The 23,857-nt window shown below is 78.3% G+C and carries 28 protein-coding genes; 17 read left to right on the top strand and 11 right to left on the bottom strand.

The genetic code is table 11. The features are described from left to right. Positions 1-54: 54 nt before the first annotated feature. Together Q0789_RS06890 and Q0789_RS06885 are read left to right on the top strand one after the other, a co-directional pair. Positions 55-510: an SRPBCC family protein gene (locus tag Q0789_RS06890; protein WP_298803492.1), complete on the top strand. Its 456-nt coding sequence runs from the start codon at positions 55-57 to the stop codon at positions 508-510. Further along, entirely contained in the window at positions 507-1,067 is a 561-nt protein-coding gene (locus Q0789_RS06885; protein ID WP_298803490.1) for a dihydrofolate reductase family protein, read from the top strand. Before Q0789_RS06890 ends, Q0789_RS06885 begins: the two co-directional genes overlap by 4 nt. A gap of 43 nt (positions 1,068-1,110) precedes the next feature. Here the strand turns inward: Q0789_RS06885 and Q0789_RS06880 are convergent, their stop codons facing one another. Then, positions 1,111-1,344, bottom strand: coding sequence for a hypothetical protein (locus Q0789_RS06880; protein ID WP_298803488.1), 234 nt, complete (start codon positions 1,342-1,344; stop codon positions 1,111-1,113). A gap of 170 nt (positions 1,345-1,514) precedes the next feature. Beyond that, positions 1,515-1,691, bottom strand: a complete 177-nt coding sequence (locus tag Q0789_RS06875; protein ID WP_298803486.1) for a hypothetical protein — start codon at positions 1,689-1,691, stop codon at positions 1,515-1,517. A gap of 87 nt (positions 1,692-1,778) precedes the next feature. On the opposite strand from Q0789_RS06875, the gene Q0789_RS06870 reads away from it, so the two are divergent. The 4 genes from Q0789_RS06870 (at position 1,779) to Q0789_RS06855 (ending at position 4,218) form a co-directional block, all read left to right on the top strand. Further along, a complete protein-coding gene (locus Q0789_RS06870; RefSeq protein WP_298803484.1) occupies positions 1,779-2,132 on the top strand; it encodes a hypothetical protein in 354 nt (117 codons plus the stop codon). Between the two features lie 46 nt (positions 2,133-2,178). Then, complete coding sequence (locus Q0789_RS06865) at positions 2,179-2,922, top strand: aminoglycoside phosphotransferase family protein (RefSeq protein ID WP_363326101.1); 744 nt, start codon at positions 2,179-2,181, stop codon at positions 2,920-2,922. Positions 2,923-2,987: 65 nt separating this feature from the next. Then, entirely contained in the window at positions 2,988-3,389 is a 402-nt protein-coding gene (locus Q0789_RS06860) for a nuclear transport factor 2 family protein (RefSeq protein WP_298803479.1), read from the top strand. Positions 3,390-3,432: 43 nt separating this feature from the next. Then, positions 3,433-4,218 carry a YafY family protein gene (locus tag Q0789_RS06855; RefSeq protein WP_298803477.1) on the top strand — a complete coding sequence of 262 codons (786 nt, stop codon included), beginning with the start codon at positions 3,433-3,435 and terminating at the stop codon, positions 4,216-4,218. 153 nt (positions 4,219-4,371) lie between these two features. On the opposite strand, the gene Q0789_RS06850 is transcribed toward Q0789_RS06855, so the two are convergent. The 3 genes from Q0789_RS06850 to Q0789_RS06840 all read right to left on the bottom strand — a co-directional run bounded on the left by Q0789_RS06850 (position 4,372) and on the right by Q0789_RS06840 (position 7,063). After that, positions 4,372-5,151 (bottom strand): energy-coupling factor ABC transporter ATP-binding protein, encoded by a 780-nt coding sequence (locus Q0789_RS06850; RefSeq protein ID WP_298803475.1) that lies wholly within the window; start codon positions 5,149-5,151, stop codon positions 4,372-4,374. A 32-nt stretch (positions 5,152-5,183) separates the two neighbouring features. Next, a complete protein-coding gene (gene cbiQ / locus Q0789_RS06845; RefSeq protein WP_298803473.1) occupies positions 5,184-5,897 on the bottom strand; it encodes a cobalt ECF transporter T component CbiQ in 714 nt (237 codons plus the stop codon). 134 nt (positions 5,898-6,031) lie between these two features. Next, positions 6,032-7,063: an energy-coupling factor ABC transporter permease gene (locus tag Q0789_RS06840; RefSeq protein ID WP_298803471.1), complete on the bottom strand. Its 1,032-nt coding sequence runs from the start codon at positions 7,061-7,063 to the stop codon at positions 6,032-6,034. Positions 7,064-7,184: 121 nt separating this feature from the next. Between Q0789_RS06840 and Q0789_RS06835 the strand changes: the two genes are divergently transcribed. From Q0789_RS06835 to Q0789_RS06800, 8 genes are all read left to right on the top strand, one after another. Beyond that, positions 7,185-7,469 (top strand): type II toxin-antitoxin system Phd/YefM family antitoxin, encoded by a 285-nt coding sequence (locus tag Q0789_RS06835; protein ID WP_298803469.1) that lies wholly within the window; start codon positions 7,185-7,187, stop codon positions 7,467-7,469. Next, positions 7,466-7,756 carry a type II toxin-antitoxin system RelE/ParE family toxin gene (locus Q0789_RS06830; protein WP_298803467.1) on the top strand — a complete coding sequence of 97 codons (291 nt, stop codon included), beginning with the start codon at positions 7,466-7,468 and terminating at the stop codon, positions 7,754-7,756. Before Q0789_RS06835 ends, Q0789_RS06830 begins: the two co-directional genes overlap by 4 nt. 131 nt (positions 7,757-7,887) lie before the next feature. Further along, positions 7,888-8,241: a hypothetical protein gene (locus tag Q0789_RS06825; RefSeq protein WP_298803465.1), complete on the top strand. Its 354-nt coding sequence runs from the start codon at positions 7,888-7,890 to the stop codon at positions 8,239-8,241. After that, positions 8,241-9,290, top strand: a complete 1,050-nt coding sequence (locus Q0789_RS06820) for an FAD:protein FMN transferase (RefSeq protein ID WP_298803463.1) — start codon at positions 8,241-8,243, stop codon at positions 9,288-9,290. The genes Q0789_RS06825 and Q0789_RS06820 overlap by 1 nt, the downstream gene beginning before the upstream one ends. Next, positions 9,281-9,880 carry a ferric reductase-like transmembrane domain-containing protein gene (locus tag Q0789_RS06815; protein ID WP_298803461.1) on the top strand — a complete coding sequence of 200 codons (600 nt, stop codon included), beginning with the start codon at positions 9,281-9,283 and terminating at the stop codon, positions 9,878-9,880. Before Q0789_RS06820 ends, Q0789_RS06815 begins: the two co-directional genes overlap by 10 nt. Then, on the top strand, positions 9,877-11,094 hold the full coding sequence (locus Q0789_RS06810) for an NADH-ubiquinone oxidoreductase-F iron-sulfur binding region domain-containing protein (RefSeq protein WP_298803459.1): 1,218 nt from the start codon (positions 9,877-9,879) through the stop codon (positions 11,092-11,094). The genes Q0789_RS06815 and Q0789_RS06810 overlap by 4 nt, the downstream gene beginning before the upstream one ends. Beyond that, the gene (locus tag Q0789_RS06805) at positions 11,091-11,372 is read left to right on the top strand and encodes a ferredoxin (RefSeq protein WP_298803457.1); all 282 of its coding nucleotides are present in this window, start codon (positions 11,091-11,093) and stop codon (positions 11,370-11,372) included. The genes Q0789_RS06810 and Q0789_RS06805 overlap by 4 nt, the downstream gene beginning before the upstream one ends. Before the next feature lie 65 nt (positions 11,373-11,437). After that, entirely contained in the window at positions 11,438-11,911 is a 474-nt protein-coding gene (locus Q0789_RS06800; protein WP_298803455.1) for a Fur family transcriptional regulator, read from the top strand. An 88-nt stretch (positions 11,912-11,999) separates the two neighbouring features. Here Q0789_RS06800 and Q0789_RS06795 read toward each other — a convergent pair whose 3' ends face one another. From Q0789_RS06795 to Q0789_RS06780, 4 genes are all read right to left on the bottom strand, one after another. Next, a complete protein-coding gene (locus Q0789_RS06795) occupies positions 12,000-12,257 on the bottom strand; it encodes an HPr family phosphocarrier protein (protein ID WP_298803453.1) in 258 nt (85 codons plus the stop codon). Positions 12,258-12,386: 129 nt separating this feature from the next. Continuing rightward, positions 12,387-14,546 (bottom strand): fructose-specific PTS transporter subunit EIIC, encoded by a 2,160-nt coding sequence (locus Q0789_RS06790; protein WP_298803452.1) that lies wholly within the window; start codon positions 14,544-14,546, stop codon positions 12,387-12,389. A 112-nt stretch (positions 14,547-14,658) separates the two neighbouring features. Continuing rightward, on the bottom strand, positions 14,659-15,690 hold the full coding sequence (locus Q0789_RS06785) for a 1-phosphofructokinase family hexose kinase (protein ID WP_298803450.1): 1,032 nt from the start codon (positions 15,688-15,690) through the stop codon (positions 14,659-14,661). Further along, a complete protein-coding gene (locus Q0789_RS06780; protein WP_298803448.1) occupies positions 15,687-16,481 on the bottom strand; it encodes a DeoR/GlpR family DNA-binding transcription regulator in 795 nt (264 codons plus the stop codon). The genes Q0789_RS06785 and Q0789_RS06780 overlap by 4 nt, the downstream gene beginning before the upstream one ends. A gap of 383 nt (positions 16,482-16,864) precedes the next feature. On the opposite strand from Q0789_RS06780, the gene Q0789_RS06775 reads away from it, so the two are divergent. Together Q0789_RS06775 and Q0789_RS06770 are read left to right on the top strand one after the other, a co-directional pair. Continuing rightward, entirely contained in the window at positions 16,865-18,571 is a 1,707-nt protein-coding gene (locus tag Q0789_RS06775; protein WP_366917670.1) for a putative PEP-binding protein, read from the top strand. Positions 18,572-18,783: 212 nt separating this feature from the next. After that, positions 18,784-20,016: an ATP-binding protein gene (locus tag Q0789_RS06770; protein WP_366917668.1), complete on the top strand. Its 1,233-nt coding sequence runs from the start codon at positions 18,784-18,786 to the stop codon at positions 20,014-20,016. Between the two features lie 66 nt (positions 20,017-20,082). Here the strand turns inward: Q0789_RS06770 and Q0789_RS06765 are convergent, their stop codons facing one another. Together Q0789_RS06765 and Q0789_RS06760 are read right to left on the bottom strand one after the other, a co-directional pair. Beyond that, positions 20,083-21,081 (bottom strand): endonuclease/exonuclease/phosphatase family protein, encoded by a 999-nt coding sequence (locus tag Q0789_RS06765; protein WP_298803441.1) that lies wholly within the window; start codon positions 21,079-21,081, stop codon positions 20,083-20,085. 110 nt (positions 21,082-21,191) lie between these two features. Beyond that, entirely contained in the window at positions 21,192-22,493 is a 1,302-nt protein-coding gene (locus Q0789_RS06760; protein ID WP_298803439.1) for a PP2C family protein-serine/threonine phosphatase, read from the bottom strand. Positions 22,494-22,766: 273 nt separating this feature from the next. Between Q0789_RS06760 and Q0789_RS06755 the strand changes: the two genes are divergently transcribed. Next, positions 22,767-23,819 (top strand): sigma-70 family RNA polymerase sigma factor, encoded by a 1,053-nt coding sequence (locus Q0789_RS06755; protein WP_298803437.1) that lies wholly within the window; start codon positions 22,767-22,769, stop codon positions 23,817-23,819. Positions 23,820-23,857: the final 38 nt, after the last annotated feature.

Here is a 23,857-nt window from a genome sequence, read left to right as displayed (position 1 = left end):
CTCTCGGACGAGAGCCGGGCCCGCTGTCGGTGGCCGGCCCTACGGTCACCCGGCATGACGCCCTCGCGCCACGTCAGCGTCGGGATCGCCGCACCCGCGGAGCGGGTCTACGCCTACGCCGTCGATCCGACGCACCTCCCCGCGTGGGCGGCCGGCCTGGCCCGCAGCACGGTCGAGCGGGTGGACGGCCACTGGGTCGCCGAGTCACCCATGGGGCGCGTGCGCATCGCCTTCGCCCGGCCCAACGACCTCGGGGTGCTCGACCACGTCGTCACGCTCCCCGACGGCGAGGAGGTGCTCAACCCGATGCGCGTGCTCCCCGACGGCGACGGCTGCGAGGTCGTCTTCACCGTCCGGCACCGCGAGGGCATGGGCGACGAGGAGCTCGAGAGCGACTGCCGAGCCGTCCTCGCGGACCTCGAGAGGCTGCGGGACCTCCTCGAGGAGGGCTTAGCCAGACGCGCCCCCGCCGATGACTGGCCCCGTCGCCGGCGGTCTCCTCCGGCATGACGCTGCTGCGCTACTGGATCAACGCCTCGCTCGACGGCTTCATCGCGGACACCGAGGGACGCTTCGACTGGAGCGAGCCGGACGCCGAGGTCCACGCCTTCTACAACGAGCAGGAGCGGGCGATCGGCACCCACCTGTACGGGCGCCGGCTCTACGAGACGATGAGCTTCTGGGAGACGGCCCACGAGCAGGCCGACCAGTCGCCGGTCGAGGAGGAGTACGGGCGCATCTGGCGGGCCGCCGACAAGGTCGTCTTCTCCCGCACCCTCACCGAGGTGGGCACGGCGCGGACCGAGCTCGTGCGCGACCTCGACGCGGGCGACGTCGCGCGGCGCAAGGAGCGGGCTGACCGGGACATGAGCATCGGCGGCGCCGAGCTCGCCGCCGTCGCCCTGCGCGCCGGGCTCGTCGACGAGGTCGGCCTCGTCGTGCACCCGGTCGTCGTGGGCGGCGGGACGCCGGCCCTCGCACCCGGCCTGCGCCTGGACCTGGCGCTCGAGGAGGAGCGCCGCCTGCCGGGGGGCCTGGTCTTCCTCCGCTACCGGGTCCGGCGCTGACCTCGCCGACCTGGTCCTGCCGTCGGCGTCGACGGCCCGGGGCTCACGCCGCGAGGTCGTGGGCGTCGGCGTGGTCGGCGGCCGGGACGGGGGCAGCGGCGGGGTCCTCGGCCGCGCGGCGCGCGGCCATCTCGAACAGGTGCACCAGCGGCGCACCGCCGCGGCCCGCGCGGGGCGGGGCGACGACGTCGGCGGGCACGCCGCGCGCGAGAACGGGCGTGAGGGCGAGCAGGGCCACGAGCAGGACGGCGACGACGACGCACACGGTGGCGATCACGACAGCTCCTCGGGACGGGCCGCCGGTGGTCCGGCGACGTCCTGCAAGACTCCGCCTCGACGGTGGGCCGCGTCGTCGTGCTCGGGTCCGGTCCTCCCGGGCCTCGGACGCCAGACACCGGGTGGACGCCCGTCCCCGCCTGGTCGGAGGGCGACCCGCCCGGGCGGCTCTCAGCCCGCGTGGGGATCGGACCGGTGTGACGTCCCGTCGTCCGGCGCGCGGCGCCGGTCCTCGGCCAGCTCCTCGAGGACGGTCGCGATGCGCTCGACCTTGCCGAGCAGGCTGATGACGACGCCGATGGCGCCGACGAGCAGCGCCAGGTCCACGTAGCCGGTGATGTCCGTCATCGCCGGAGCCTAGGGACCGCCGCCGCAGGCGGTCGTGGATCCGGCGAAGGCCGACGCGGGCGCGCACGCCCGGGGCACCATGGCCGCGTGGACGTCGCACCGGAGGCCTGGGTCCTGCTCTGGGGGCTGACCGTCGGCGTCGTCCTCGCCCACGCCCGGGGGCCGGGCGGCGGGTGGCTGCTGTGGGCCGCGGCCGCGGTGCAGGCGGGGGCGGTCGTCCTCCTGACGCTCTCCGGCTCGCTCACCGGCGGAGGCGTCCTCGCCGGGGCGGCCCTCTGCCTGGGCCTCGGCACGTTCCTCGCCGGGGGCCATGTGTGGCGGGACAGCCCGCTCCTCGCCGGAGAGGGCTACTGGTCCCGGTGCGTGACCGCCTTCCTCTCCGAGCGCCGGCTGCGCCGGGCGCACCGCGAGACCGCGGGCACGGCCGCGCTGCGGCGCTGACGGCCCGCCGATGGACGGGGCGCGAGCCTTCGACGACGGCGACGCCCTGCCGGACGTGCAGGTCGTCGTCGCGCACCGGGCGCGCGCGACGCTGCGGGTCGGCGACGTCTTCCTCAAGGTCGACCCCGATCGCGCGGGCATCGACGCCGAGGTCGCCGCGATGGCCGCGGTCGCCGTCCCCACCCCGCGAGTCCTGTGGCGGCGGCACCCGGTGCTGGCGATCGAGCGCGTCCCCGGCGCGGCGCTGGGCACCTTCGGCCGGCCCTCGCCCGTCGGCCCCGCCTCATGGGTCGCGGCCGGGGCCGCCGTCCGGTCCGTGCACCGGACCCCGCTGCCGGCCGGAGCCGCCGCCTCGCCGGCCGACGGGCTCGCGCGGCGCCTCGAGGAGGCCTGCGCGTGGTTCCTCGCCCACGACGTCGTCCCCGCCGACGTCGTCCGGCGGAACCGCGAGCTGGCGCTCCTGGCGCTGCGCCCGCGCCCCGCGTGCTTCACGCACGGCGACCTGCAGCCCGACCACGTCTTCGTCGAGGACGACGTCGTCACCGGGGTCATCGACTGGTCCGGCGCCGGGGTCGGGGACCCGCTGCTCGACCTCGCCGTCCTCACGCTCGGGCACCCCGAGCACCTGGACGACGTGGTCTCCGGGTACGGCGGGGGCGTCGACCTCGACGTCGTCCGGGCGTGGTGGGCGTACCGCTGCCTCACGGCGGTCCCGTGGCTGGCCGAGCACGGGTTCGGCCCGCCCGGCGCCTACCCCGAGACGGCCGTCCTCCTCGCGGCCGCCCGCTGACCGGGCGCGGGAGCGCGCGCGAACACCGACACACCGCTGTCGCGAGGAGGTCCGAGGGTGGGCCCATGACCGAGAGCTCGAGCACCACCACGACCGCTTCCTCCGCCCAGGACTCGCTCGACCGGTGGCTGACCATGTGGAACGGTGACGCCGACATCGCCCTGCAGGTCTGCGCCGACGACTACCGCATCCACCTCGCCGTCACCGAGGCCGACGGGTCGACCCCCGCCGACGACATCCGCACCGCCGAGGACTTCCACCGGTACCTGCGCTGGTGGCACGCCGAGCACCCCGGCGTCGTCTTCTCCCGCGTCGCCGACGCGGTCGACGGCGGGCACGGGCGCCTGCTGTGGGACATGGAGGTGGCCGGCACGGTCGTCGGTGGGGTGGACGTCTTCGACTTCGACGCCGACGGCCGGGTCCGACGGGTGTGGTCCGTCGGCGGCCGGCGGAGCATGCGCAGCTGACCGGGCACCGTTCCCGTCGGCCCACCCCCGGTACACCTGGCGCATGAAGCGAGCCGAGCGGCAGTACGCCCTCGTCGACCTGCTCCGCGGAGCGCGTCGGCCGTGGTCGGCCGCTCGGCTCGCGGCCGAGTTCGGCGTCTCCTCGCGCACGATCGAGAGGGACGTCGAGTCGCTGCAGGTCGCCGGGATCCCGATCTACGCCGACCACGGCGCCTCAGGCGGCTACTCGGTCCTGCGCGAGCACTCCCTGCCGCCGCTCGCCCTCACGGCCGAGGAGTCCCTGGCCGTCCTCGCCGGGCTCGCGCTCCTGGACTCCTCGCCGTACCGACGGGCCGCCCGCCGCGCGCACGACAAGGTCACCCCCGTCATGGACGAGCGGCACCACGCGCCCGTCCACGAGGTGCTCGGCAGGCTCCGGGTCATCGACGCCGTGGCCGCGACCGACGACGTCGTCCCGGTGGACCTGCTCTCCGACGTCGTGGCCGCGCGTCGCGTCGTGCGGCTCACCTACGTCGGCGAGGCCCCGGACGGGGGCCCGGACCCGACCGCCACGACCACCCGTGACGTCGAGACCATGGGCCTCCTGCGCGCCGGCGACGCCTGGCTCTTGGCGGGCTGGTGCCGCCTGCGCTCCGCGATCCGCGGCTTCCGCCTCGAGCGGATCACGCGGCTGGACGTCCTCGACGAGGTGCCGCCGCGCCGCGACCCCGCTCTCCTCGAGGCGGACCTCGCCCGGTGGCCGGTCCGGTGCCTCGACGACGTCCGCCCGCCGGCCGCGAGCCCACGGGCGCGACGGGCGTCGCCGCGGTCCGACGCGCCCCGCCGGTGAGCCCGACGCCTCGCGGAAGCCGCCTCCTCGCGCCGACTCCGACGTCGCGCGTCCAGTCCGACGTCGTGCGCGTCCATGCCGCCCACGGACCTGCGCGTCGTCGGACCCGAGCTCGGACGTCGGACTCGGCGCGCCACCTGAGGGCGCGGAGCCTCAGCCCGGCGGCAGCGCGCGCGGGTCCAGCCCGAACGGCAGCTCGAGGCGGTGGTCGCGCAGGAGCGCCTCGTCGGCGAGCAGGTCGCGCGTCCGGCCGTCGGCGACGACGCGGCCCTCGTCGAGGAGCACCGCGCGCGGGCACATCTGCAGGGCGAAGGAGAGGTCGTGGGTGACGACGAGCTGCGTCGTCGCCAGGCCGGCGAGGACGTCGGCGAGCTCACGTCGGCCCGCCGGGTCGAGGTTGGCCGTCGGCTCGTCGAGCACGAGCACCTCGGGGTCGGTGGCCAGCACGGTCGCGAGCGCCGCCCGGCGCCGCTGGCCCTGGGACAGGTGGTGCGGCGCTCGGTCGGCGACGTCGCCGAGCGCCACGGCGGCGAGCGCGCGGTCGACGCGGGCGCGCAGGTCCTCGCCCCGCAGGCCCGCGTTGGCGGGGCCGAAGGCGACGTCGTCCCCGACGGTCGGCAGGAAGAGCTGGTCGTCCGGGTCCTGCAGCACGACGCCGACCCGTCGGCGCACCTCGGGCAGCGTGCGGCGGGCCAGCTCGAGACCGCCGACGACGACCCGCCCGGCGCCCGTGCCGCCCGCCACCGCGCCGAGGACGCCGACGAGGTGCAGGACGAGCGTCGTCTTCCCCGCGCCGTTGGGGCCGAGCAGCGCGACCCGCTCGCCGGGGGCGACCGCGAGGTCGACGCCGAAGAGCACCTGGCGCCCGTCGGGGTAGGCGAAGGCGAGGCCCTCGACGAGCAGCGACGGCGCGCGCTCGACGTCAGCGCTCACCCCACGACCCGGGCTCACCCCACGACCCGGGCTCACCCCACGACCCGCGCGGTCACGGCGACGACGGCGGCCGCTGCTGGCACCGCGCAGGCCACCGCCCACTGGGCCGCGCTCGCGGCCCCGCCCCCGAGGCCCGGCACGGCGCCGGACCAGCCGCGCAGGAGCATGGCGCGCTGCACGCGCTCGCCGCGCTCGTAGCCGCGGACGAAGAGCGCCCCCGCCGCGCCCGCGACCGCGGGCAGGTGGCGCAGTCGCCGTCCGCCGCCGCGCAGGGCCACGGCCGTCTGCAGGCGGCGCGCCTCGCCGACGAGGACCACGGAGTAGCGGACGGCGAAGGCGAGCACGAGCACCATCGAGCGCGGCAGCCGCAGGCGCTCGAGGCCGCCGAGGAGGTCGCGGGCCGGCGTCGTCGAGGCCAGCACGACGGCGGCGAGGACGCCCAGCGTCGCCTTCGCGAGGAGGGTGGCGCCGCCCTCGAGCCCCGCCCGCGACAGGGAGAGGCCGAGGACCTCCACCCGCGGGCCCGTGGCGACCACCGGCAGCAGCAGGCAGAAGACGACGACGGGCAGCTCGACGAGCATCCGTCGCGCCACGAGACCCGCGGGCAGGCGCGCGGCCACCACGACCCCGAGCACGAGCACCGCGCACACGGCCAGCGCCCACCAGGCGCCCACCGGCACGGCCACGACCGCGGCCGCCAGCGCGGTGAGCGCCACGACCTTCGTCTGGGCGGGGAGGCGGTGCACGGGCGAGGGCGTCGCACGCCCGCCGGACCCAGCACCGGCCCCGTCGCCGCTCCGTGGGAGGTCCAGCACGACCCGTCCCGACGCGCCGCCGCGCTCCGCCGGGCCGAGGGCGGCGGGACGCTCCGCCGTCGTCGTCACGCCGTCGCGCGGCGCCGGCGGCGCGCCACGAGCCCCAGCGCGCCCGCCGCGAGGAGGGCCGTCACGACGACGCCGGCGAGCCCCGCCAGCGTGACGGCGAGCGCCCCCGGCACACCGGCCGCGGCGTAGTCGGCGAAGGGGCCGGCGGCGACGGCCGAGTCGCTCGCCGCGCCGTCGAAGCCGACGAGGCCGGCGACGTGCTCGAGCCCGTCGGGGCTGCCGCTGGCGAGGAGGCTCACGCCGCCCGCGACGACGAGGCAGGCCAGCAGCGCGACGACGAGGGGACGGCGCCGGGCGCCGCCGGCGGACGGGGCGTCGGGCTCGCGCGGGGCGGCGGGCACGCTGGTGCGCCGCCCGTCCGCGCCGACGAGGACGAGCTCGCGCCGCGCGGGCGCCGCCGCGCGCACGAGGTCGGGGCGCGCGGCCACGACGGCGGCGAGGACGGCGCCGGTGATGAGCGCCTCGCCGACGCCGATGAGGGCGTGCCAGCCGAGCATCGCCGCGGCGAGCGAGCCGAGGTCCACGGGCACGGCCCCGCCGAGGGCGTAGAGCCCGACGAAGACGAGCGCCGCCGCCGGGACGGAGACGAGGCCGCCGAGAGCCGCCGCCGGGACGACGGACGACGGGCGCCGGGGCAGCACGGCCAGCGCGCCGCGCGTCACGAGGTGGCCGACGACGACGGTGACCACGGCGATGAGCAGCACGTTGGTCCCGAGCGCCGTCAGCCCGCCGTCGGCGAAGAGCAGGGCCTGGACCAGCAGGACGACCGTGAGGCACACCACCGCCGTCGCGGGGCCGACGAGGGCCGCGGCCAGCGCGCCGCCCATGAGGTGGCCGCTGGTGCCCGCGCCGACCGGGAAGTTGACCATCTGGACGGCGAAGACGAAGGCCGAGACGAGGCCGGGCAGCGCCGGGGACTCCTCGACGTCGTGGCGCGCCCGCCGCAGCGCGACGCCGACGGCGCCGGCGCTGACGCCCGCGGTCGCCACGGAGGTGGTGAGGTCGAGGAAGCCGTCGGGGACGTGCACCCGCGCATGGTCGTCCTAGGTGCGACGACGTCGCAAGAAGCGGGGGGTGGACGTCGGGTGACCGATCGGTGTCGACCCGGGCCTCGAACCGGCGATGTCCACGGACGCTAGGATCCTGTACATGACGACGCTCCCGCTGGCCGAGGCGCGGGCCAACCTGTCGAGGCTCGTGGAGTCCGCGGTGACCACCCACGAGCGCTTCGAGGTCACCCGGAACGGCGACCGCGCCGCCGTCCTGCTCAGTGCCGAGGACTACGACGCCCTGCTGGAGACCGTCGACGTCCTCAGTCGCGCCGATGAGGTGCAGGCGCTGCGGGCCGGCCTCGACGACCTCGACGCAGGCCTCACCTCGTCCTTGGACGACGTGCGCGCCGCGATGCAGCGGCGTGGACGCCTCCGGTCGTGACCCAGCCGCACGACGAGGAGCCCCGGTACGAGGTCGTCCTCACCCGCAGCGCGCGGCGAGCGCTGGAGGAGGAGCTGCCCGAAGCCGTCGCCGCGGCGGCCTTCGAGTTCATCGCCGGCCCGTTGGTCGCCGAGCCCCACCGCGTCGGAAAGCCGCTGCGCGAACCGCTCGCCCCCTTGTGGTCTGCACGTCGCGGGGAGTACCGGATCCTCTACCGGATCGTCGACCGCCTTCTCGTCGTCGAGGTCGTCTCGGTGGTCCACCGCCGCGACGCCTACCACCGCTAGGTCCGCAGCCCTTCCGTGTCGCCCGGAGATCCATAGCCGGCGCACAGGTCGACCACGGCCTCCTCCACGAGGACCGGCGGAGGCTCCTCGCGTCGGCGGGACCGGATCCCGCCCGGGAGGAGGGCAGCGCGGTGGGCGGAGGACGAGGGGACCGGACGGGCCCGGTCCGGGAGCGGGCCGAGGGCCTGCGGTGGGCGCGCCGGGCCACGGCCGGGCTGGCGGCCGCCGTCGTCGTCGGCAGCGCCGTCGGCGCCGCTGCGGTCGCCACGACCGGCGGGGGGACGGCGTCCTCGGACGCCGGCGGCGCGACGGCGACCTCGTCGTCCACCGGGACGGGCACCACCTCCTCGGGCGGGTCCACCAGCGACCAGGGGAGCAGCTCCGTGCGCGGCGGCTCGGGGTCGACCTGGGCGCCCGGCGGGACGTCGCTCGGCTCGGGCGGCGGGTCCGGCGGCGGCGCCGGCGCGACGTCGGGCGGCTCCTGATGTCTCCGCTCGTGGAGCGGCTGCCCGTCACGGCCGCCGTCCGCCAGTGGTCGGTGTGGTCGACGACCGCCCGCGTCGTCCTGCGCGGGGAGGACGCCGACGCCGACCCCGGCGCGCCGGACCGAGCGGCGGCGCTCGTGGCCGCGCGGCTCGCGGCCGTGGACGCCGCGTGCAGCCGCTTCCGCGCCGACAGCGAGCTCGCACGGGCCGAGGCCACCGGCGGCCCGGTCGAGGTGAGCCCGCTGCTGGCCGACCTCGTCGCCACCGCCCTCGAGGCGGCCCGCCGCACCGACGGCGACGTCGACCCGACGCTCGCCGCGGCGCTCGACGCGCTGGGCTACGACCGGGACTGGTCCCTGGTGGGCACGAGCGCCGGCGTGCCGGTCCGCGTCCCGACGCAGACCTCGGGCGCGCGCCCGACGCGCGGGTGGCGCGACGTCGAGCTCGACGGCCGCGTCCTCCGCGTCCCGTCCGGCGTGCGGCTCGACCTCGGCGCCACCGCCAAGGAGCGCGCCGCCGACCTGGCCGCGGCCGACGTCGCCGCGGCGCTCGGCGTCGGCGTCCTCGTCGCCCTCGGCGGCGACGTCGCCACCGCCGGACCCGCGCCCGAGGGCGGCTGGCGGGTGCGCGTGCAGGACGACGGCCCGCGCGGACCGGGTCCGGCGACGACCGTCCGCCTCGGCGCGGGCGGCGCGCTCGCCACCTCCTCGACCCGGTCGCGCACCTGGACCACCGGCACCCGGCACGCCCACCACCTGCTCGACCCCCGCAGCGGCCTGCCGGTCGAGACCGTCTGGGCCACCGCGTCCGTCGCCGCGGCCAGCTGCGTCGAGGCCGGCACGGCGACGACGGCGGCCCTCGTCCGCGGCCGCGCCGGCGCCGCCTGGCTCGCCGCGCTGCGCGTGCCCGCACGCCTGGTCGACGACGGCGGCCGCGTCGAGCTGCTCGGCGGCTGGCCGGACGAGCACGACGAGCCCGTGCACCGGAGGGCCGTCCGCGAGGCAGGCGACGAGGGCGAGACCGACGAGGGAGGTGCGCCGTGGACCTGATCGCCGCCTCGCCGCTGTGGGTGCTGGCCCGCGCGACCGGCGTCGTCCTGCTCGTGCTCCTCACGCTCGTGCTGTCCCTGGGCGTCGCCACGTCCGCGGGGCTGCGCCTCGCCCGGGTGCCGCGCTTCGCCGTCCAGCTGCTGCACCGCGACGCCGCCCTGCTGGCGCTCGCCCTGCTCGTCGTCCACGTGGGCACGGTCGTCGCCGACGGCTACGTCGACGTCGGCCCGCTCGCCGCGCTCGTCCCCTTCACCTCGGGCTACGCGCCGGTGTGGGTGGGGCTGGGCGCCCTGGCGCTCGACCTGCTCCTCGCGCTCGTCGTCACCTCCCTCCTGCGGGCCCGGCTCGGCCAGCGGGCCTGGCGCGCCGTCCACCTGCTCGCCTACGCCACCTGGCCCCTGGCCGTCGTCCACGGCCTCGGCGCCGGCACCGACGGCACCTCGCCCTGGCTCCTCGGCTTGGACGCCGCCTGCGCCGCACTGCTCCTCGCCGCGCTCGGCGTGCGCACGGCCACCCGGGCCGCGCGCCGCGCCGAGGCCGACGCCACCGCCCCCCGCCGACCGCTCACCCCCGCCGGAGCCCCCCGATGACCCTCCTGCCCCCCGCGCCCGCCCCCACGGGGGCGCTCCTGCTCCTGCCGACGCCCGCCCCGCGGCTCGCCGACCACGTCGCCCGCCTCGGCCCCGTGCCGCTGCCGGCCGCCGACGCCGTCCTCGACGTCGTCCGCGCCGGCGGTCTGCGCGGGCGCGGCGGGGCCTGGCGCTCCACCGCCGCGAAGATGGACGCCGTGCGCGCCCGGGCCGCCCGCGCCCGCGCCGCCCGCCCAGGGCGAGCCCCGCTCGTCGCCGCGAACGCCGCCGAGGGCGAGCCCGCCAGCGGCAAGGACGCGGCCCTGGCGACCGCGAGCCCGCACCTCGTCCTCGACGGCCTGCAGTTGGCCGCCCGGGCGGTCGGCGCCGAGCACGCCGTCGTCCACGGCCACCCCGGCCCGGCGCTCGACGCCCTCGCCGCCGCGGCCGCCGAGCGCGCGCCGCACGACCCCGTGCCGGTGCGGCTGGTCGCCGTCCCCCGGGCCTACGTCGCCGGGCAGGAGACCGCCGTGGCCCGCGCCGCCGAGGGCGGACCCGCCCTGCCCCGCCCGCGCCCGCGCGACGGCGCCCCCGCCGAGGTCGCCGGGGCGCCGGCGCTCGTCCTCAACGTCGAGACCCTCGCCCGCCTGGCCCTCACCGTCCGCGGGCTGCCCGCGCCGGGCCCGCTCGTCACCGTCAGCGCCCCCGACCTGCCTCCGCGGGCGCTCGAGCTGCGGCCCGGCGCCCGGGTGCGCGACGCCCTCGCCGCCGCGGACGCCGACCTGCCGGGCCGCACCCGCGCCGTCCTCGTCGGCGGCTACGCCGGCACGTGGCTCACCGCCGACGCCGCCCTCGACCGGGAGCTCTCGCCCGAGGGCCTCGCGCCGGTCGGCGCCTCCCCCGGCGCGGGCGTCCTCCTCGCGGCGACCACCGGCACGTGCGTGCTGGCGACGACGGCCGCCGTCGTCCGCTACCTCGCCGACTCCTCGGCCCGCCAGTGCGGCCCCTGCTGGCGGGGCCTGCCGCACCTCGCGGGGCTGGTCGAGGAGCTCGCCGCCGGCCGCGGCGGGCCGGAAGGCCTGGCCCGGCTGCGGGAGGCGGTGGGTCTCGTCGTGGGCCGCGGGGCCTGCGCCCACCCCGACGGCGCCGCCAGCACCGTCGCCAGCGCACTGGCCGCCGTCCCCGACGACGTCGCCGCCCACCTCGCCGGCCGGTGCGCGGAGGTGCGGCCGTGAGCGGCCGGCGGCCCGCCGCCGACGCGCGCCTGACCGTGGACTGGACGGCGTGCGAGGGGCGCGGCGTGTGCGCCGAACTGCTGCCCGAGGTCCTCACCACCGACCCGTGGGGCTACCCGCTGCCCGCCGGCCCCGGCCCGGACGGCACCCCCCGCCCCTGGCCCCGTCGCGACGGCCTGCCCGTCGCCCCGGCGTCCGTCGCCGACGCCCGCCGCGCCGTGAGGATGTGCCCCCGCCTGGCGCTGCGGCTCGAGGAGGACGCCCGGCGGCGGGCGTGACGGCCGGGCGTGATGGCCGGGCGTGAGGCGTCCGCCCGTCGTGCCCGCTCGCTACCGTCGGCGCCGTGGACGAGCAGGACGGCGGCGTCCCCGTCGAGGAGGTGGCGCGGGAGCGCAGCGCCTCGGCGCTGGAGCTGCTCCGCCACCGCGGCGGTCGCGTGACGACGGCCCGGCGCGCCGTCGTCGCCGTGCTCGCGGGGACCGACGCGCACCTGTCGGCCGACGACGTCGCCGCCCGCGTCGAGGCCTCGGCGCCCGGTGTCCACCGCGCCACCGTCTACCGGACGCTCGAGTCGCTCGCCGGCCTCGGCGTCGTCGAGCACGTGCACCTCGACCGCGGCCCCGTCGTCCACCACCTCGCGGCGGGGCCCGGGCGCGCCCACCTGCACGCGCGGTGCCAGCGCTGCGGCCGGGTGGAGGACGTCCCCGCCGACCTGCTCGACGACGCCGGCGCGCGGCTGGCGCGCGAGGTGGGCTTCGCGCTCGACCCGGGGCACGTCGCCCTGTCCGGCACCTGCCGGGCCTGCGCCGCTGCCTGAGAGCCGCCCCACCACCCGCCGTGCGGGCCCGGGACGCCGACGGCCCCCGCCCGGAGCGGGCGGGGGCCGTCGGCGCGGTGGTCGGACCTCAGGCGTCGAGGTCCTGGGCGACGAGGCCCGCGATCTCGGCGACGTGCGCCTCGTCGTCGCCCTCGACGGTGACCTCGGTGCCCTGCTCGGCGCCGAGCGTCATGATCATGAGCGCGGAGCCGGCGTCGACGGGCTCCTCGCCCTCGACGGCGAGGGTGATGTCGCTGCCGAGCTCGGCAGCGCGGGCGGCGATGACGGCGGCGGGGCGGGCGTGGAGGCCGACGGACGAGCCGACGGCGACGGTGGTGCTGGGCACGGTTGCCTCCTGGGGGGACGGGGCGGGACGAGGCCCTGACGGAGCGGTGGCTGGTGCGGTGGGGCGTGATCCTCCCGGCCCGGACGGCGTGCCGCGCGGCCGGGCCGGGAGGGGTCTGGTGGTGCTTCCTCAGGCGGCGACGAGGTCGGCCTTCGAGCGGCCGAGGCTCTTGGCCACGATGACGGCGACGGCGCTGACGACCATGCCCGCGAGGATCGCGAGGACGAAGGCGACGACCCCGTCGATGGCGAAGAAGACGAAGATCCCGCCGTGGGGGGCGCGCAGCTGGACGCCCGTCGCCATGACGATGGCCCCGGTCGTGGCCGAGCCGAGCATGATCGAGGGGATGACGCGCAGCGGGTCGGCCGCCGCGAAGGGGATGGCCCCCTCGGTGATGAAGGCGGCGCCGAGGAGCCACGCGGCCTTGCCGTTCTCCCGCTCGGGCGCCGTGAAGAGCTTCCGGCGGACGACGGTGGCCAGCGCGAGCGCCAGCGGCGGCACCATGCCCGCCGCCATGACGGCCGCCATGATCGTCAGCGGCGCGGTGTCGGTGGCCGTGGCCGCCCCCAGGCCCGCGGCGGCGAAGGCGTAGGCGGTCTTGTTGAGGGGCCCGCCCATGTCGAAGGCCATCATCAGGCCGAGGACGATCCCGAGCAGGACGGCGGAGCCGCCCGAGAGGCCGTTGAGGAAGTCGGCCAGACCCGTCGTCACCGCGGCCAGCGGACGCGCGAGCAGGGCGAACATGAGGAAGCCCGTGATGAGCGTCGCGAAGAGCGGGATGATGACGACCGGCATGAGGCCGCGCGCCCACTGCGGGACGGAGATCTTGCTGATCGCGAGGGCGACGGCACCGGCGAGCAGACCGCCGACGAGGCCGCCGATGAAGCCGGCGCCCGTGGCGCCGGCGACGAGGCCGGCGACGAAGCCGGGCGCGATGCCCGGCCGGTCCGCCATCGCGTAGGCGATGTACCCCGCGAGCGCCGGCACGAGGAGGCCGAAGGCCAGCTGGCCGAGGGAGGACAGGACCGCACCGAGGTACTGCAGCAGACCGCCGTCGGGCAGGTCGGTGAGGCTGAAGTCCTGGACGATGAGCGTGTTGAGCGCGCGGCCGTCCGGGTCGCCGGGTGCCGCGTTGACGATCTCGTAGCCGCCCAGCAGGAAGCCCAGCGCGATGAGCAGGCCGCCCGCCGCGACGAAGGGGATCATGTAGCTGACGCCGGTGAGCAGCCAGCGGCGCAGCTCGCCGCCGAAGCCCGCACCGCCCGAGCGCGCCCCGGCGCCGGCCGCGGCCGCGCCCGCCCCGCCGTCCCCGGCGACCCGCTCGGCGCGGGGGTCGTCGACGGCGCGCAGCGCCTCGGCCACCATCGCGTCGGGCTCGTTGATGGCGCGCTTGACGCCGGAGGAGACGAGCGGCTTGCCGGCGAAGCGGCCGCGCTCCCGCACGCCGACGTCGACGGCGAAGATGACGGCACTTGCCCCGGCGATGACGTCGGCGGGCAGCGGCGTCGCGCCCGAGGAGCCTTGCGTCTCGACGACGACCTCCACGCCCGCGCGCTCGCCGGCGGCGACGAGGGAGTCGGCGGCCATGTAGGTGTGGGCGATGCCCGTGGGGCAGGCCGTGACGGCGACGATGCGGCGGGCGCCGGTGGCGGACGCGACGGGCGCCTCCTGGTCGACGGTCGCGGGGGCGTCGGCGGCCACGGCACCGGACGCGCCTGCGGGGGCCGCGACGCCGTCGGCGGTGCCCGCGCCCGCCGCCGGGGCGGCCGGGGCCTTCGGCTGGGCCGGGGCCAGCACCTCGTCGACGAGGCGCACGACGTCCTCCGCGGACGACGCCTCGCGCAGCGACGCCGTGAAGGCCGGCCGCACGAGCGCGCGGGCGAGCTTGCTCAGCAGCTTGAGGTGCTGGCTGCCGGCGCCCTCGGGCGCGGCGATGAGGAAGACGAGGTCGGCGGGCCCGTCGGGGGCGCCGAAGTCGACCTCCCGCTCGAGGCGGGCGAAGGCCAGCGACGCCCGGACCACCCCGGCCGTGCGGGCGTGCGGGATGGCGATGCCGTTGGGCAGGCCCGTCGGCGACGAGGCCTCGCGGGCGAGGGCCGCCCGGGCGAGGTCCTCGGTGCCGTCGGCGTCGGCGGTGCGGCCGGCGTCGCCGACCATGGCCGCGAGGCGGCGGACGACGTCCTCGCTCGTGGCGCCGAGGTCGGCGTCGAGCGCGACGAGGGCGGGGACGAGGAGGTCCTCGCCCCTGGACGCGCTCGCTGCGCTGGTCTCTGCGGTGCTGTGGCTCATCGGTGCCTCTCGGGTCGTCGTCGGTGACGGTGCGGGGGGACGGGCGGTGCGCGACGTGGTGCGGGGCTGGTGCTCGGTGAGGTGCTGGTCGGGGTGGTGAGGCAGGGGCGGGTCAGGACGGCCCGGCGGGCACCGGGTCGAGGTGGAGGGGCTCGAGGTCCAGCGGCGCGACCTCGACGAGGTCGGCGCGCACCTGCTCGGGCCGCGGCAGCGCCGAGCCGGGCAGCGCCGCGGCGGCGGAGCCGTGGGCGACGGCGAGGCGCAGGCGCTCAGCCGCCCCGAGGCCGCGCAGGTCGGCGAGGACGTAGCCCGCGAGCGCGGAGTCGCCCGCGCCGACGGTGCTGCGCGGCGCGACCGGCGGCGGCAGCGCGCTCCACGCGCCCTCGGCCGTGACGAGGACGGCGCCGCGGGCGCCGAGGGTCACGAGGACGGCGCCGACCCCGCGGGCGACAAGGGCGCGGGCCGCGCGCGCGGCGGAGCGGGGGTCGGCCTCGAGGGCGTCGCCGTCCTCACCGACGAGCTCGCCGAGCTCCTCGCCGTTGGGCTTGACGACGTCGGGCGCGGTCGCCGGGTCGGCCCCCGGCCCCAGCAGCGCCGCCAGCGCGGGCCCGGAGGTGTCGACGGCGACGGCGCAGCCCCGCGCCCGCAGCGGCGCCACGAGGTCGGCGTAGAGCGAGGCCGGGGCGCCCGGGGGCAGCGAGCCGGACAGGACGGCCCAGCGGGACCCCTCGGCGGCGTCGAGGACGGCCTCGCGCAGCGCCGCGCCACGGGCGGCGGTGAGCTCGGGGCCGGCCTCGTTGACCTTCGTCGTCGTCCCGTCCGGCTCAGTGACGGCGGTGTTCGTGCGCACGGGCCCGCCGGCGGGCGTCGGGCGGGCGGGCAGGCCGGCGTCGGCGAGCGCCGCGAGCAGCGGGTCGCCGGCGTCCGCGGGGAGCACCGCGACGACGCCGCGGCCGGCCGCCGCGAGCACGCGCGCCACGTTGACGCCCTTGCCGCCCGGCTCCACGACGGAGCCGGTGGCGCGCTGCACGGCGCCGCGGCGCAGCGGCCCGCCGACCTCGACCGTGCGGTCGAGGCTGGGTGCGGCGGTGAGGGTGACGACCTCGACCGCGCCCGCGGCGGTCGCGGGCGTGGGGGCGCTCACGCCGTCACCACGTCGACGCCGGCGGCCCCGAGGGCGGCGATCTCCCCGCCGGACGCGGCGGGGGCCGCGTCCGTCACGAGCACGTCGACCTCCTCGAGGCGGGCGAAGCGGTGCAGGTCCTGGCGGCCGGCCTTGGTGGCGTCCGCGAGGACGACGACCCGGCGCGCGGCCCGCACGAGCGCGCGCTTGACGGCGGCCTCCTCGGCGTCCGGCGTCGTGAAGCCCGCCTCGGCCGAGAAGCCGTTGGCGCCGAGGACGGTGACGTCGACGCGCAGGTCCTCCAGGGCCCGCACCGTGTCGGCGCCCACGGCCGCCTCGGTCATCGGCCGGACCCGGCCCCCGACGAGGTGCAGCTCCACCCCGGGGACGCCGACGAGGCGGGCGGCCAGGTGCACGGCGTGGGTGACGACGACGAGCGAGCTGCCCTCGACGAGCGCGCCCGTCGACGTGGCGAGCAGGCCGGCGAGGCGGCCCGTCGTCGAGCCGGCGTCGAGGGCGACGCTCGACGTGCCGGGCGGCAGCTGCGCGAGCGCGGCGGCCGCGATGCGGTCCTTCGCCTCGGGGGCCACGCGATCGCGCTCCTCGACGCGGGTCTCCGGCGCCGCGAGCGCCGAGGGCGCGACGGCGCCGCCGTGCACGCGCCGGAGGGCGCCGCCGCGCTCGAGGACGGCGAGGTCGCGACGCACGGTCTCGGTGGTGACGGCGTGCTCGAGGGCGAGGTCGGTGACGGAGACGCGGGACTCGCGGGCCACGCGGGCGGCGATGGCCGCCTGGCGCTCAGGTGGGTACACGGCTCACTCCCTCGTGAGTCGGCCCGGGCGGCCCGCGGGAGGCGCGACCGGGCGGATGTGGCTTCGTGTGGTTCCGATGTTGCGTTGGTTGGTTCTACGCCCGGTTGCCTTGACATGTCAAGGGGTCGTGCCTAGCGTCCCGAGGAGCCGGCCGGACCGGCGGACGCCCGGTCGGGCGCTCCGCCGGGCACCGCGCCACGATCCCCACCGGCGCGGGTCCCCACCCGCTCCGTCGACGACGACGGGAGCCCCACGTGACCTCGACCACCACCCCGCAGCCCTCCGGCCACGGCTCGCCGGCCGGGCGCGCCGGCGCCCTCGCCGACCCCGCCGCCGACCGGTCCGCCGAGCCGGGGGCCGGCGCGGCCGGGACGAGCGCACCGCTGCGGGGCACGCCCGTGGTCCCGGGCGTCGCCGTCGGCCCGGTCGTGCGCCCCGCGCCGCGCCCGGCGCTGCCGGAGGTGCCGGCCGACGGCGGCGCCGGCGTCGTCCCCGAGGACGCGCGCGACGCCGAGCTCGAGCGCGCCCGGGCGTCGGCGGCCGCCGTCGCCGAGCGCCTGCGGGTCCGCGCGGAGGCCACGGAGGGGGACGCCGCCGCCGTGCTCCAGGCGACGGCCCAGCTGGCCGCCGACCGCGGCTTCCTCGGCGAGGTGCGCAAGCGCACGCGGGCCGGTGCTGCCGCCGACGTCGCCGTCACCGGCGCGGCCGAGAAGTTCGCGCGGATGTTCGCGGCCATGGGCGGCCTCATGGCCGACCGCGTCACCGACCTGCACGACGTGCGCGACCGCGTCGTCGCCGACCTCACGGGCCAGCCGCAGCCCGGCGTCCCCCGGCCCGACGTGGCCAGCGTCCTCGTGGCCGAGGACCTCGCCCCCGCCGACACGGCCGGCCTCGACCCGCTGCGCGTGCGCGCGCTCGTGACGCGCGGCGGCGGCCCGACGGGCCACACGGCGATCATCGCCCGGCAGCTGGGCATCCCCTGCGTCGTCGCCGTCGAGGGCGCGCAGGCCCTCGCCGAGGGCGACATGGTGCTCGTGGACGGCACCACCGGCACCGTGCAGGTCGACCCCGACCTAGAGCACGCCGCGGGCCGCGTCGAGGCCGACCGCGCGGCCCGCGCCGCCGCGGCCGCCTGGCGGGGCCCGGGCCGCCTCGGCGACGGCACGCCGTTCCCGCTGCTGGCCAACGTGGCCGACGGCCCCGCCGCCCGCGCCGCCGCCGCCGGCCCCGCCGAGGGCGTCGGCCTCTTCCGCACCGAGCTGTGCTTCCTCGGCACCGCGGTCGAGCCGGACGTCGAGGCGCAGGCCGCCGTCTACGCCGAGGTGCTCGCGCCGTTCGCCGAGCGGGCCCGAGCGGCGGCCGGCTCGGGCGACGACGGGCTGGTCGACGTCAAGCTCGTCCTGCGCACCCTCGACGCCGGGTCCGACAAGCCCATCGCCTACGCGACGCCGGAGCACGAGGAGAACCCGTCGCTCGGCGTCCGCGGGCTGCGGGTCGTGCGCCGCGACCCGGGGCTGCTCGAGCGCCAGCTCGACGCCGTCGCCCTGGCCGCCGAGCGCACGGGCCTGCGGCCCTGGGTGATGGCGCCGATGGTCGCCACGGAGGCCGAGGCCAAGGGCTTCGCCGCCGCGGTGCGCGCCCGCGGGCTCGTGCCCGGCGTCATGGTCGAGGTGCCGTCGGTCGCGCTGCTGGCCGCGCGGTTCCTCCACCACGTCGACTTCCTGTCGATCGGCACCAACGACCTCACGCAGTACGCCATGGCGGCCGACCGCCTCTCGAGCGACCTGGCCGACCTCAACGACCCCTGGCAGCCCGCCGTCCTCGCGCTCGTGGCCATGACGGCGCTCGCCGGGCAGCGGGCGGGCAAGCCCGTGGGCGTCTGCGGCGAGGCCGCCGCCGACCCGCTGCTCGCCTGCGTGCTCGTGGGGCTCGGCGTCACCTCGCTGTCGGCGGCGGCCGCCGCGCTGCCCGCCGTGGGCGCGCGCCTGCAGACGGCCACCCCCGAGCGGTGCCGGGCGGCGGCGTCCGCGGCCCTCGCGGCGCCGGACCCCGCCGCGGCGCGCGCCGCGGCCCTGGCCGAGCTGGGCTGAGTCGGACGCGGGCGCCGTCCCACTGTCCGGAGCGTCGACCGTGTCGGCGTCCCGGACGCGCCATGCCGTCACCCCCCAGCCCGCCAGTGCGTCGGACGACTTCTCGCCCGCGACGCCCCCCTCCGGCCAGATCGAGCATGCCCAGGGCGCGGGACCGAGGCGGCCCGGGCATAAGCTTATCTCGCCAGCCGACGTGCGGTAACTTTATCTTCATGCGATCGCCCGTGAACAACCCCTTCAACCCCGGTTCCGACGTCGTGCCGCGGGTGTGGGCGGGGCGCACCGCTCAACTGGTCGACTGGCGAGCGGTCCTGCGGCCTCGGCTGGTGCACGGGTTGCCGGAGCGCGGCCGGACCATCCTCGGCGAACCCGGCCTGGGCAAGTCCGCCCTCGTTCGCAGGATCGCGGCAGAAGCTGCGGAGGCAGGCGACTGGGTGACGCCCCAGATCCGGGTGCCCTCCGGGTCCGACCCGCTCAAGCTCGTCGCCCGCGCGCTGCTCGTCCTCGCACAGGACGCAGGACTGGCCTCCCAGCGGGAGAAGCGCCTCGCGGACCTGCTCGGCCGCGTCGAGTCGGTCGCCGCCAGCGGCGTCTCACTGAGCCTGCGGGAGCGCACCGGACCGGAGCCGCACGTGGTGCTCAGCGAGCTGCTCGTGGAGATCGGTCAGGCGGCCATGGCGAGGAAGGTCGCATGCCTGGTCCATGTCGACGAGGTGCAGAACATCACCGACGAGCGGGCGCTCTCGCAGCTCCTCATCGCGCTCGGCGACGCCATGACGCACCGCACGAGCTTCCGAGCCCCCGGGGGCCTGCACATCGAGCAGTCGCTCCCGATCGCGGTCTACCTCACCGGGTTGCCGGAGTTCGAGGACCGAGCCGGAGCGCAGAAGGGAGCGACCTTCGCCCGCCGGTTCGCGACGACGGTGCTCCAGGCGATCGACGACGACGACCTCGTGCTCGCGCTGCAGGACTTCGTCATCCCAGGATGGGAAGTACCCGACGAGCAGGGAGGTATGACAGCAGTCCGCATGACACAGGACGCGGTCGCCGTGCTCGTCGACCTGTGTCGCGGCGAACCCTTCCTGTTCCAGCTCGCCGGGCAGCAGGCCTGGTACGCCGGCGAGGAGGCCGTCATCACCGCGGACCAGGTGAGGGCGGGTTGGAGGACCGCGCAGCGCGAGGCGGCCGCTCACGTCGAACGCATCATCGGGCGGCTGCCGCCGCGCGAGCGCGAGCTCGTCGAAGCCATGGCGCAGCTGCCTCCGGCGGATCGGACGCTGACGCGCATCGCCGAGCGGGCTGGTTTCCCCTCGGCTTCCGCCGCCGGTCCCACCTCCCAGCGGTTGGACACCGTGCGCGGCATCATCGACCGGGGGAAGCCCTACTCGTTCCGCCACCGGGCGGTCGAGGCGTTCCTCACGAGCGACTGGCCGGCTGTCGGCTAGACGCAGCTCTCGTCGCGGTGCACTCCGGAGCGGCGACGCCGAGAGATCGAGGGGCGCTCCGGCCACCTAGCCGTCCCGACGGGCGAGCGCGACGACGAGCGCGCGGTGGTCGGTCGCGCCCACGCGCTCGACCCGCGCCGAGAGCGGCTGCCAGGCGCGCCCGTCGACGAGCACGTGGTCGATGGGCGCGCCGAGCACGGCGGGCACCGCCGCGGGCCAGGTCCCCCAGGCCGCAGCACCCGCGGCGGCCGCCGCGTCCACGCAGGGGCCGGCGTCGAGGGCGTCGGCGAGCGGGGCGTGGTCGAGCGTCGCGTTGAGGTCCCCCGCGACGACGGCGCCCGGCGCGGCGGTGCACGCCGCGGCCGCGGTGGCCACCTGCTCCACCCACCGCTCCCGCGGGAAGGCCCCGGGGATCGGCGGCGGCGGGTGCACCGCGACGAGGACCGGGCCGTCGCCGTCGACCGGCGCCGCGGCGACGGCGGAGAGGTCGAGGGCCGGAGCGTCGGCGCGCTCGTGCGGGCCCAGGCGCTCGTGCACGAGCAGGCTCGTGGCCGCGATCGGCCGGTCGTCGACCTGCTCGGCGAGCACGGCGAAGCCCGAGCCCGTGCGCCGCTCCACCGCCGCGGCCATGGCCTCCGCGGCGACCTCCGACGTCTCGGGCAGGGCGACGACGTCGGCCCTGGTCTCCTCCACGAGCGCGGCGAGCTCCTCGGGCGCCACCCCGTCGACCTCGGTGTTGAGCGCGACGACGACGAGGTCGGGCGCCGGCGCCTCTCCCCCTCCGCCCCACCCGCGCGCGGCGAGGACGCCGACGTGGCCGGCCGCGCAGGCCAGGAGGACGACCGCGAGCGCCCCGGCCACCAGCGGCCGCCGGCGCCGTCGGAGCGCCACGGCGGCCAGCCCGATGACGAGCCCGAGGACGAGCAGCGCCAGGGCACCCGCCCCGCGCAGGGCCACCGCCTGCGTGACGCCCGGCGTCGTCGAGAGCCCCAGCGGGAGCGGCGCGCAGGTGACGACGGCGGCGGTCGCGAGCACCACGGCCGCCACCACGCAGAGGGCTCGCACGGCCGCACCCTGCCACGGCCCGCGACGGCAGAGCGGTCGCGGCAGAGCGGTCGCGGAGGAGCGGTCGCGGAGGAGCGGGACCGGACCGGCGCCGGGGTGCTCGCGGTCGGTCAGCGCGCGCGGACGGCGAGGAGCGCGACGTCGTCGCGGGCGCACCCGGCGTCGTCGTCGAGCATCTCGGCGACGACCGCGTCGACGAGCTCGGCCAGCGGGGCGCCCGCGCGGCGCCCCGCCGCCCGGGCGAGGTGCCGCAGCCGTGCCCCGAGGCACGCGTCGCGGCGCTCGACGAGCCCGTCGGAGTAGAGCAGCACCGTGGCGCCCGGCGGCAGGTCGACGACCGCCTCGGTGCGCTCGACGTCCGGCGCGACGCCCAGCGGGACGCCGGGCTGCTGCCCGAGCAGCTCCGCCGACCCGTCGGCGCGCACGAGGAGCGGGGGCGGGTGGCCGGCGCTCGTCCAGCGCAGGCGGTGCCGGACCGGTGCCCCCGGACAGGTGCCGGGCACCGTCTCGACGCGGGCGACGACGCACGTCGCCATGCTCGCGACGCCGAGCCCCGCCATGGCGCGGTCGACGCGACCGAGCACCTGCGCCGGCCCGTCCTCGGGGAAGGACCAGGCCGTGGTGCGCGCCATGACCCGCAGCTGCCCCATGACGGCGGACGCCCGAGCGTCGTGCCCCATGACGTCGCCGAGCACGAGCACCGGGCCCGCGGCGCCCGCTCCGGCGTCGCCGCGGTCGCCGCGGACGACGACGTCGCACCAGTCCCCGCCCGCGCGCTCGCCGTCCAGGCCCGGGAGCGACCGCACGCGCACCTCGAGCCCCGGAGGGCTGACGACGCGGTCGGTCAGGCCCTCCTGCAGGGTGCGGACGACCGTGCGGCGCTCCTGCAGCAGCTGGCGCAGCGCCAGCTCGGACGCCGCGGCGGCGGCCAGCTCCTCGAGGACGGCGACCTCGTCGTCCGCCCAGTCGCGCGGGCGGGTGTCCAGGGCGCACAGGGCCCCGACGACCCGGCCGGTCACGTCGCGCAGCGGGGTGCCGAGGTAGGCGACGATCCCGAGGCCCGGCGCGGGCACGCCGTCGAGCTCGGGCACGAGCCGGACGTCGGGGTGCACGACCGTCCGGCCGGCGCGGACGACCGAGCGGCAGATCGAGTGGCGGAGGTCGTGGCGACGGTCGTCCTCCTGGCCGGCCGGCAGCCCCGAGGCGCCCGGCACGGCCTGGCCCTCGCGGGAGACGAGGGACACGAGCGAGATCGGCACCTCGAGCCCCGAGCGCACGAGGCGGGCGAAGCGGTCGAAGGCCGGGTCGGGCCGCGCGGGCAGCGGCCCCGTGGCGGGCAGCTCGTCGCCGGCGACCGGCGCCCGCGGCACGGGCACGGCCGGCGCGGCGGGGAGCACGACGGGACGGACCACGACGACACCTCCCCCCGGAGCACGCGCGGAGCGGACCACCTCGGTCTGGGCGGTTCCTCCGACGGGGAAGAGGGTGGCACCCGCTACCGCACCAGCTCCAGCCCTGGAAGGGGCCCGGGGCACCCGTTCCCCCGGACGGAGCAGTGCGCGGCACGACCGGCGCGTCGCGCTCGCGCCGTCGGGTGAGGCGTGCCTCGCCCGCGAGGACGGCCGGGGGCGCCGTCCCGGCGGGGACCTACCGCGCGGGCGCGCGCGGGACTACCGTCCGGCGCCGTGGGGGACGCGCAGGCGACGACCGCACCGCCGACCGGCACGAGCACGGCGGCGGCGCCGACCGCGCCCCCGACCGTCCAGGAGCGGCCCCGGCACGACCACGCCGACCTCGAGGCCCACCGCCGCGAGCTCACGGCCCACTGCTACCGGATGCTCGGCTCCGCGGTCGACGCCGAGGACGCCGTCCAGCAGACGCTGGTGCGGGCCTGGCGCGGCCTCGACCGCTTCGACGGGCGGGCCAGCCTGCGCACGTGGCTGTACCGCATCGCCACCAACGTCTGCCTCGACGAGCTCGCCGGCGCGAAGCGGCGGGCGATGCCGGTGGACGTCTCCGCGGCGCCGTCCGAGCCCGTCGCCTCGTCCCTCGGCGCGCCGCTGGAGGAGTCGGTCTGGCTGACGCCGGCGCCGTCGGCCCGCGTGCTGCCGGAGGGCGACCCCGCCGACGTGGCGGTCGCCCGCGAGCAGGTGCGCCTGGCCTTCGTCGCGGTCCTGCAGCACCTGCCGCCGCGCCAGCGCGCCGTCCTCCTGCTCCGCGAGGTGCTGCGCTGGTCCGCCGAGGAGGTCGCTGACCTCCTCGGGACGACGACGGCGTCCGTCAACAGCGCCCTGCAGCGCGCGCGGGCCACCATCGCGGCCCGCGAGCCCCGGCCGGGCAGCCCCCTCGACGCGCTCGACCCGGAGCACGCGGAGCTGCTGCGGGCGTACGTCGCCGCCTTCGAGGCCTACGACATGGAGGCGCTCGCGCAGCTGCTGCACGCCGAGGTGGTGCAGTCGATGCCGCCGTACGCGCTGTGGCTGCGCGGGCCCGAGGACGTCGTCGCGTGGCACGTCGGCCCGGGCGGCGGGTGCCGCGGCTCCCGGCTCGTGCCCGTCGACGCCAACGGCTCCCCCGCGCTGGCCCAGTACAAGCCGGACCCGGAGCGACCCGGCGTGCGCCGCTTCTGGGCGCTGCACGTGCTGCGCAGCCGGGACGGCCGGGTCGGGGAGATCACGAACTTCCTCGACACCCGCACCCCGGCGGTCTTCGGGCTGCCGGAGCACCTGGAGGGCTGACAGCCTCGCGAGGTCCCGGAGGACGAGGGTTCTCGGCG

The sequence above is a fragment of the uncultured Pseudokineococcus sp. genome, assembly GCF_947499845.1.
In the GTDB taxonomy this organism is placed as follows: domain Bacteria; phylum Actinomycetota; class Actinomycetes; order Actinomycetales; family Quadrisphaeraceae; genus Pseudokineococcus.
The sequence above is the reverse complement of the archived record's forward strand: the minus strand, read 5'-3'. Positions and strand labels throughout refer to the sequence as shown.

Excerpts from the sequence above, each read along its gene's own strand:
- Q0789_RS06875 (WP_298803486.1), bottom strand. The coding sequence starts at position 1,691 with ATGACGGACATCACCGGCTACGTGGACCTGGCGCTGCTCGTCGGCGCC.
- Q0789_RS06855 (WP_298803477.1), top strand. The coding sequence starts at position 3,433 with ATGAAGCGAGCCGAGCGGCAGTACGCCCTCGTCGACCTGCTCCGCGGA.
- Q0789_RS06860 (WP_298803479.1), top strand. The coding sequence starts at position 2,988 with ATGACCGAGAGCTCGAGCACCACCACGACCGCTTCCTCCGCCCAGGAC.
- Q0789_RS06820 (WP_298803463.1), top strand. The coding sequence starts at position 8,241 with ATGTCTCCGCTCGTGGAGCGGCTGCCCGTCACGGCCGCCGTCCGCCAG.
- Q0789_RS06770 (WP_366917668.1), top strand. The coding sequence starts at position 18,784 with ATGCGATCGCCCGTGAACAACCCCTTCAACCCCGGTTCCGACGTCGTG.
- Q0789_RS06810 (WP_298803459.1), top strand. The coding sequence starts at position 9,877 with ATGACCCTCCTGCCCCCCGCGCCCGCCCCCACGGGGGCGCTCCTGCTC.
- Q0789_RS06885 (WP_298803490.1), top strand. The coding sequence starts at position 507 with ATGACGCTGCTGCGCTACTGGATCAACGCCTCGCTCGACGGCTTCATC.
- Q0789_RS06835 (WP_298803469.1), top strand. The coding sequence starts at position 7,185 with ATGACGACGCTCCCGCTGGCCGAGGCGCGGGCCAACCTGTCGAGGCTC.
- Q0789_RS06790 (WP_298803452.1), bottom strand. The coding sequence starts at position 14,546 with ATGAGCCACAGCACCGCAGAGACCAGCGCAGCGAGCGCGTCCAGGGGC.
- Q0789_RS06890 (WP_298803492.1), top strand. The coding sequence starts at position 55 with ATGACGCCCTCGCGCCACGTCAGCGTCGGGATCGCCGCACCCGCGGAG.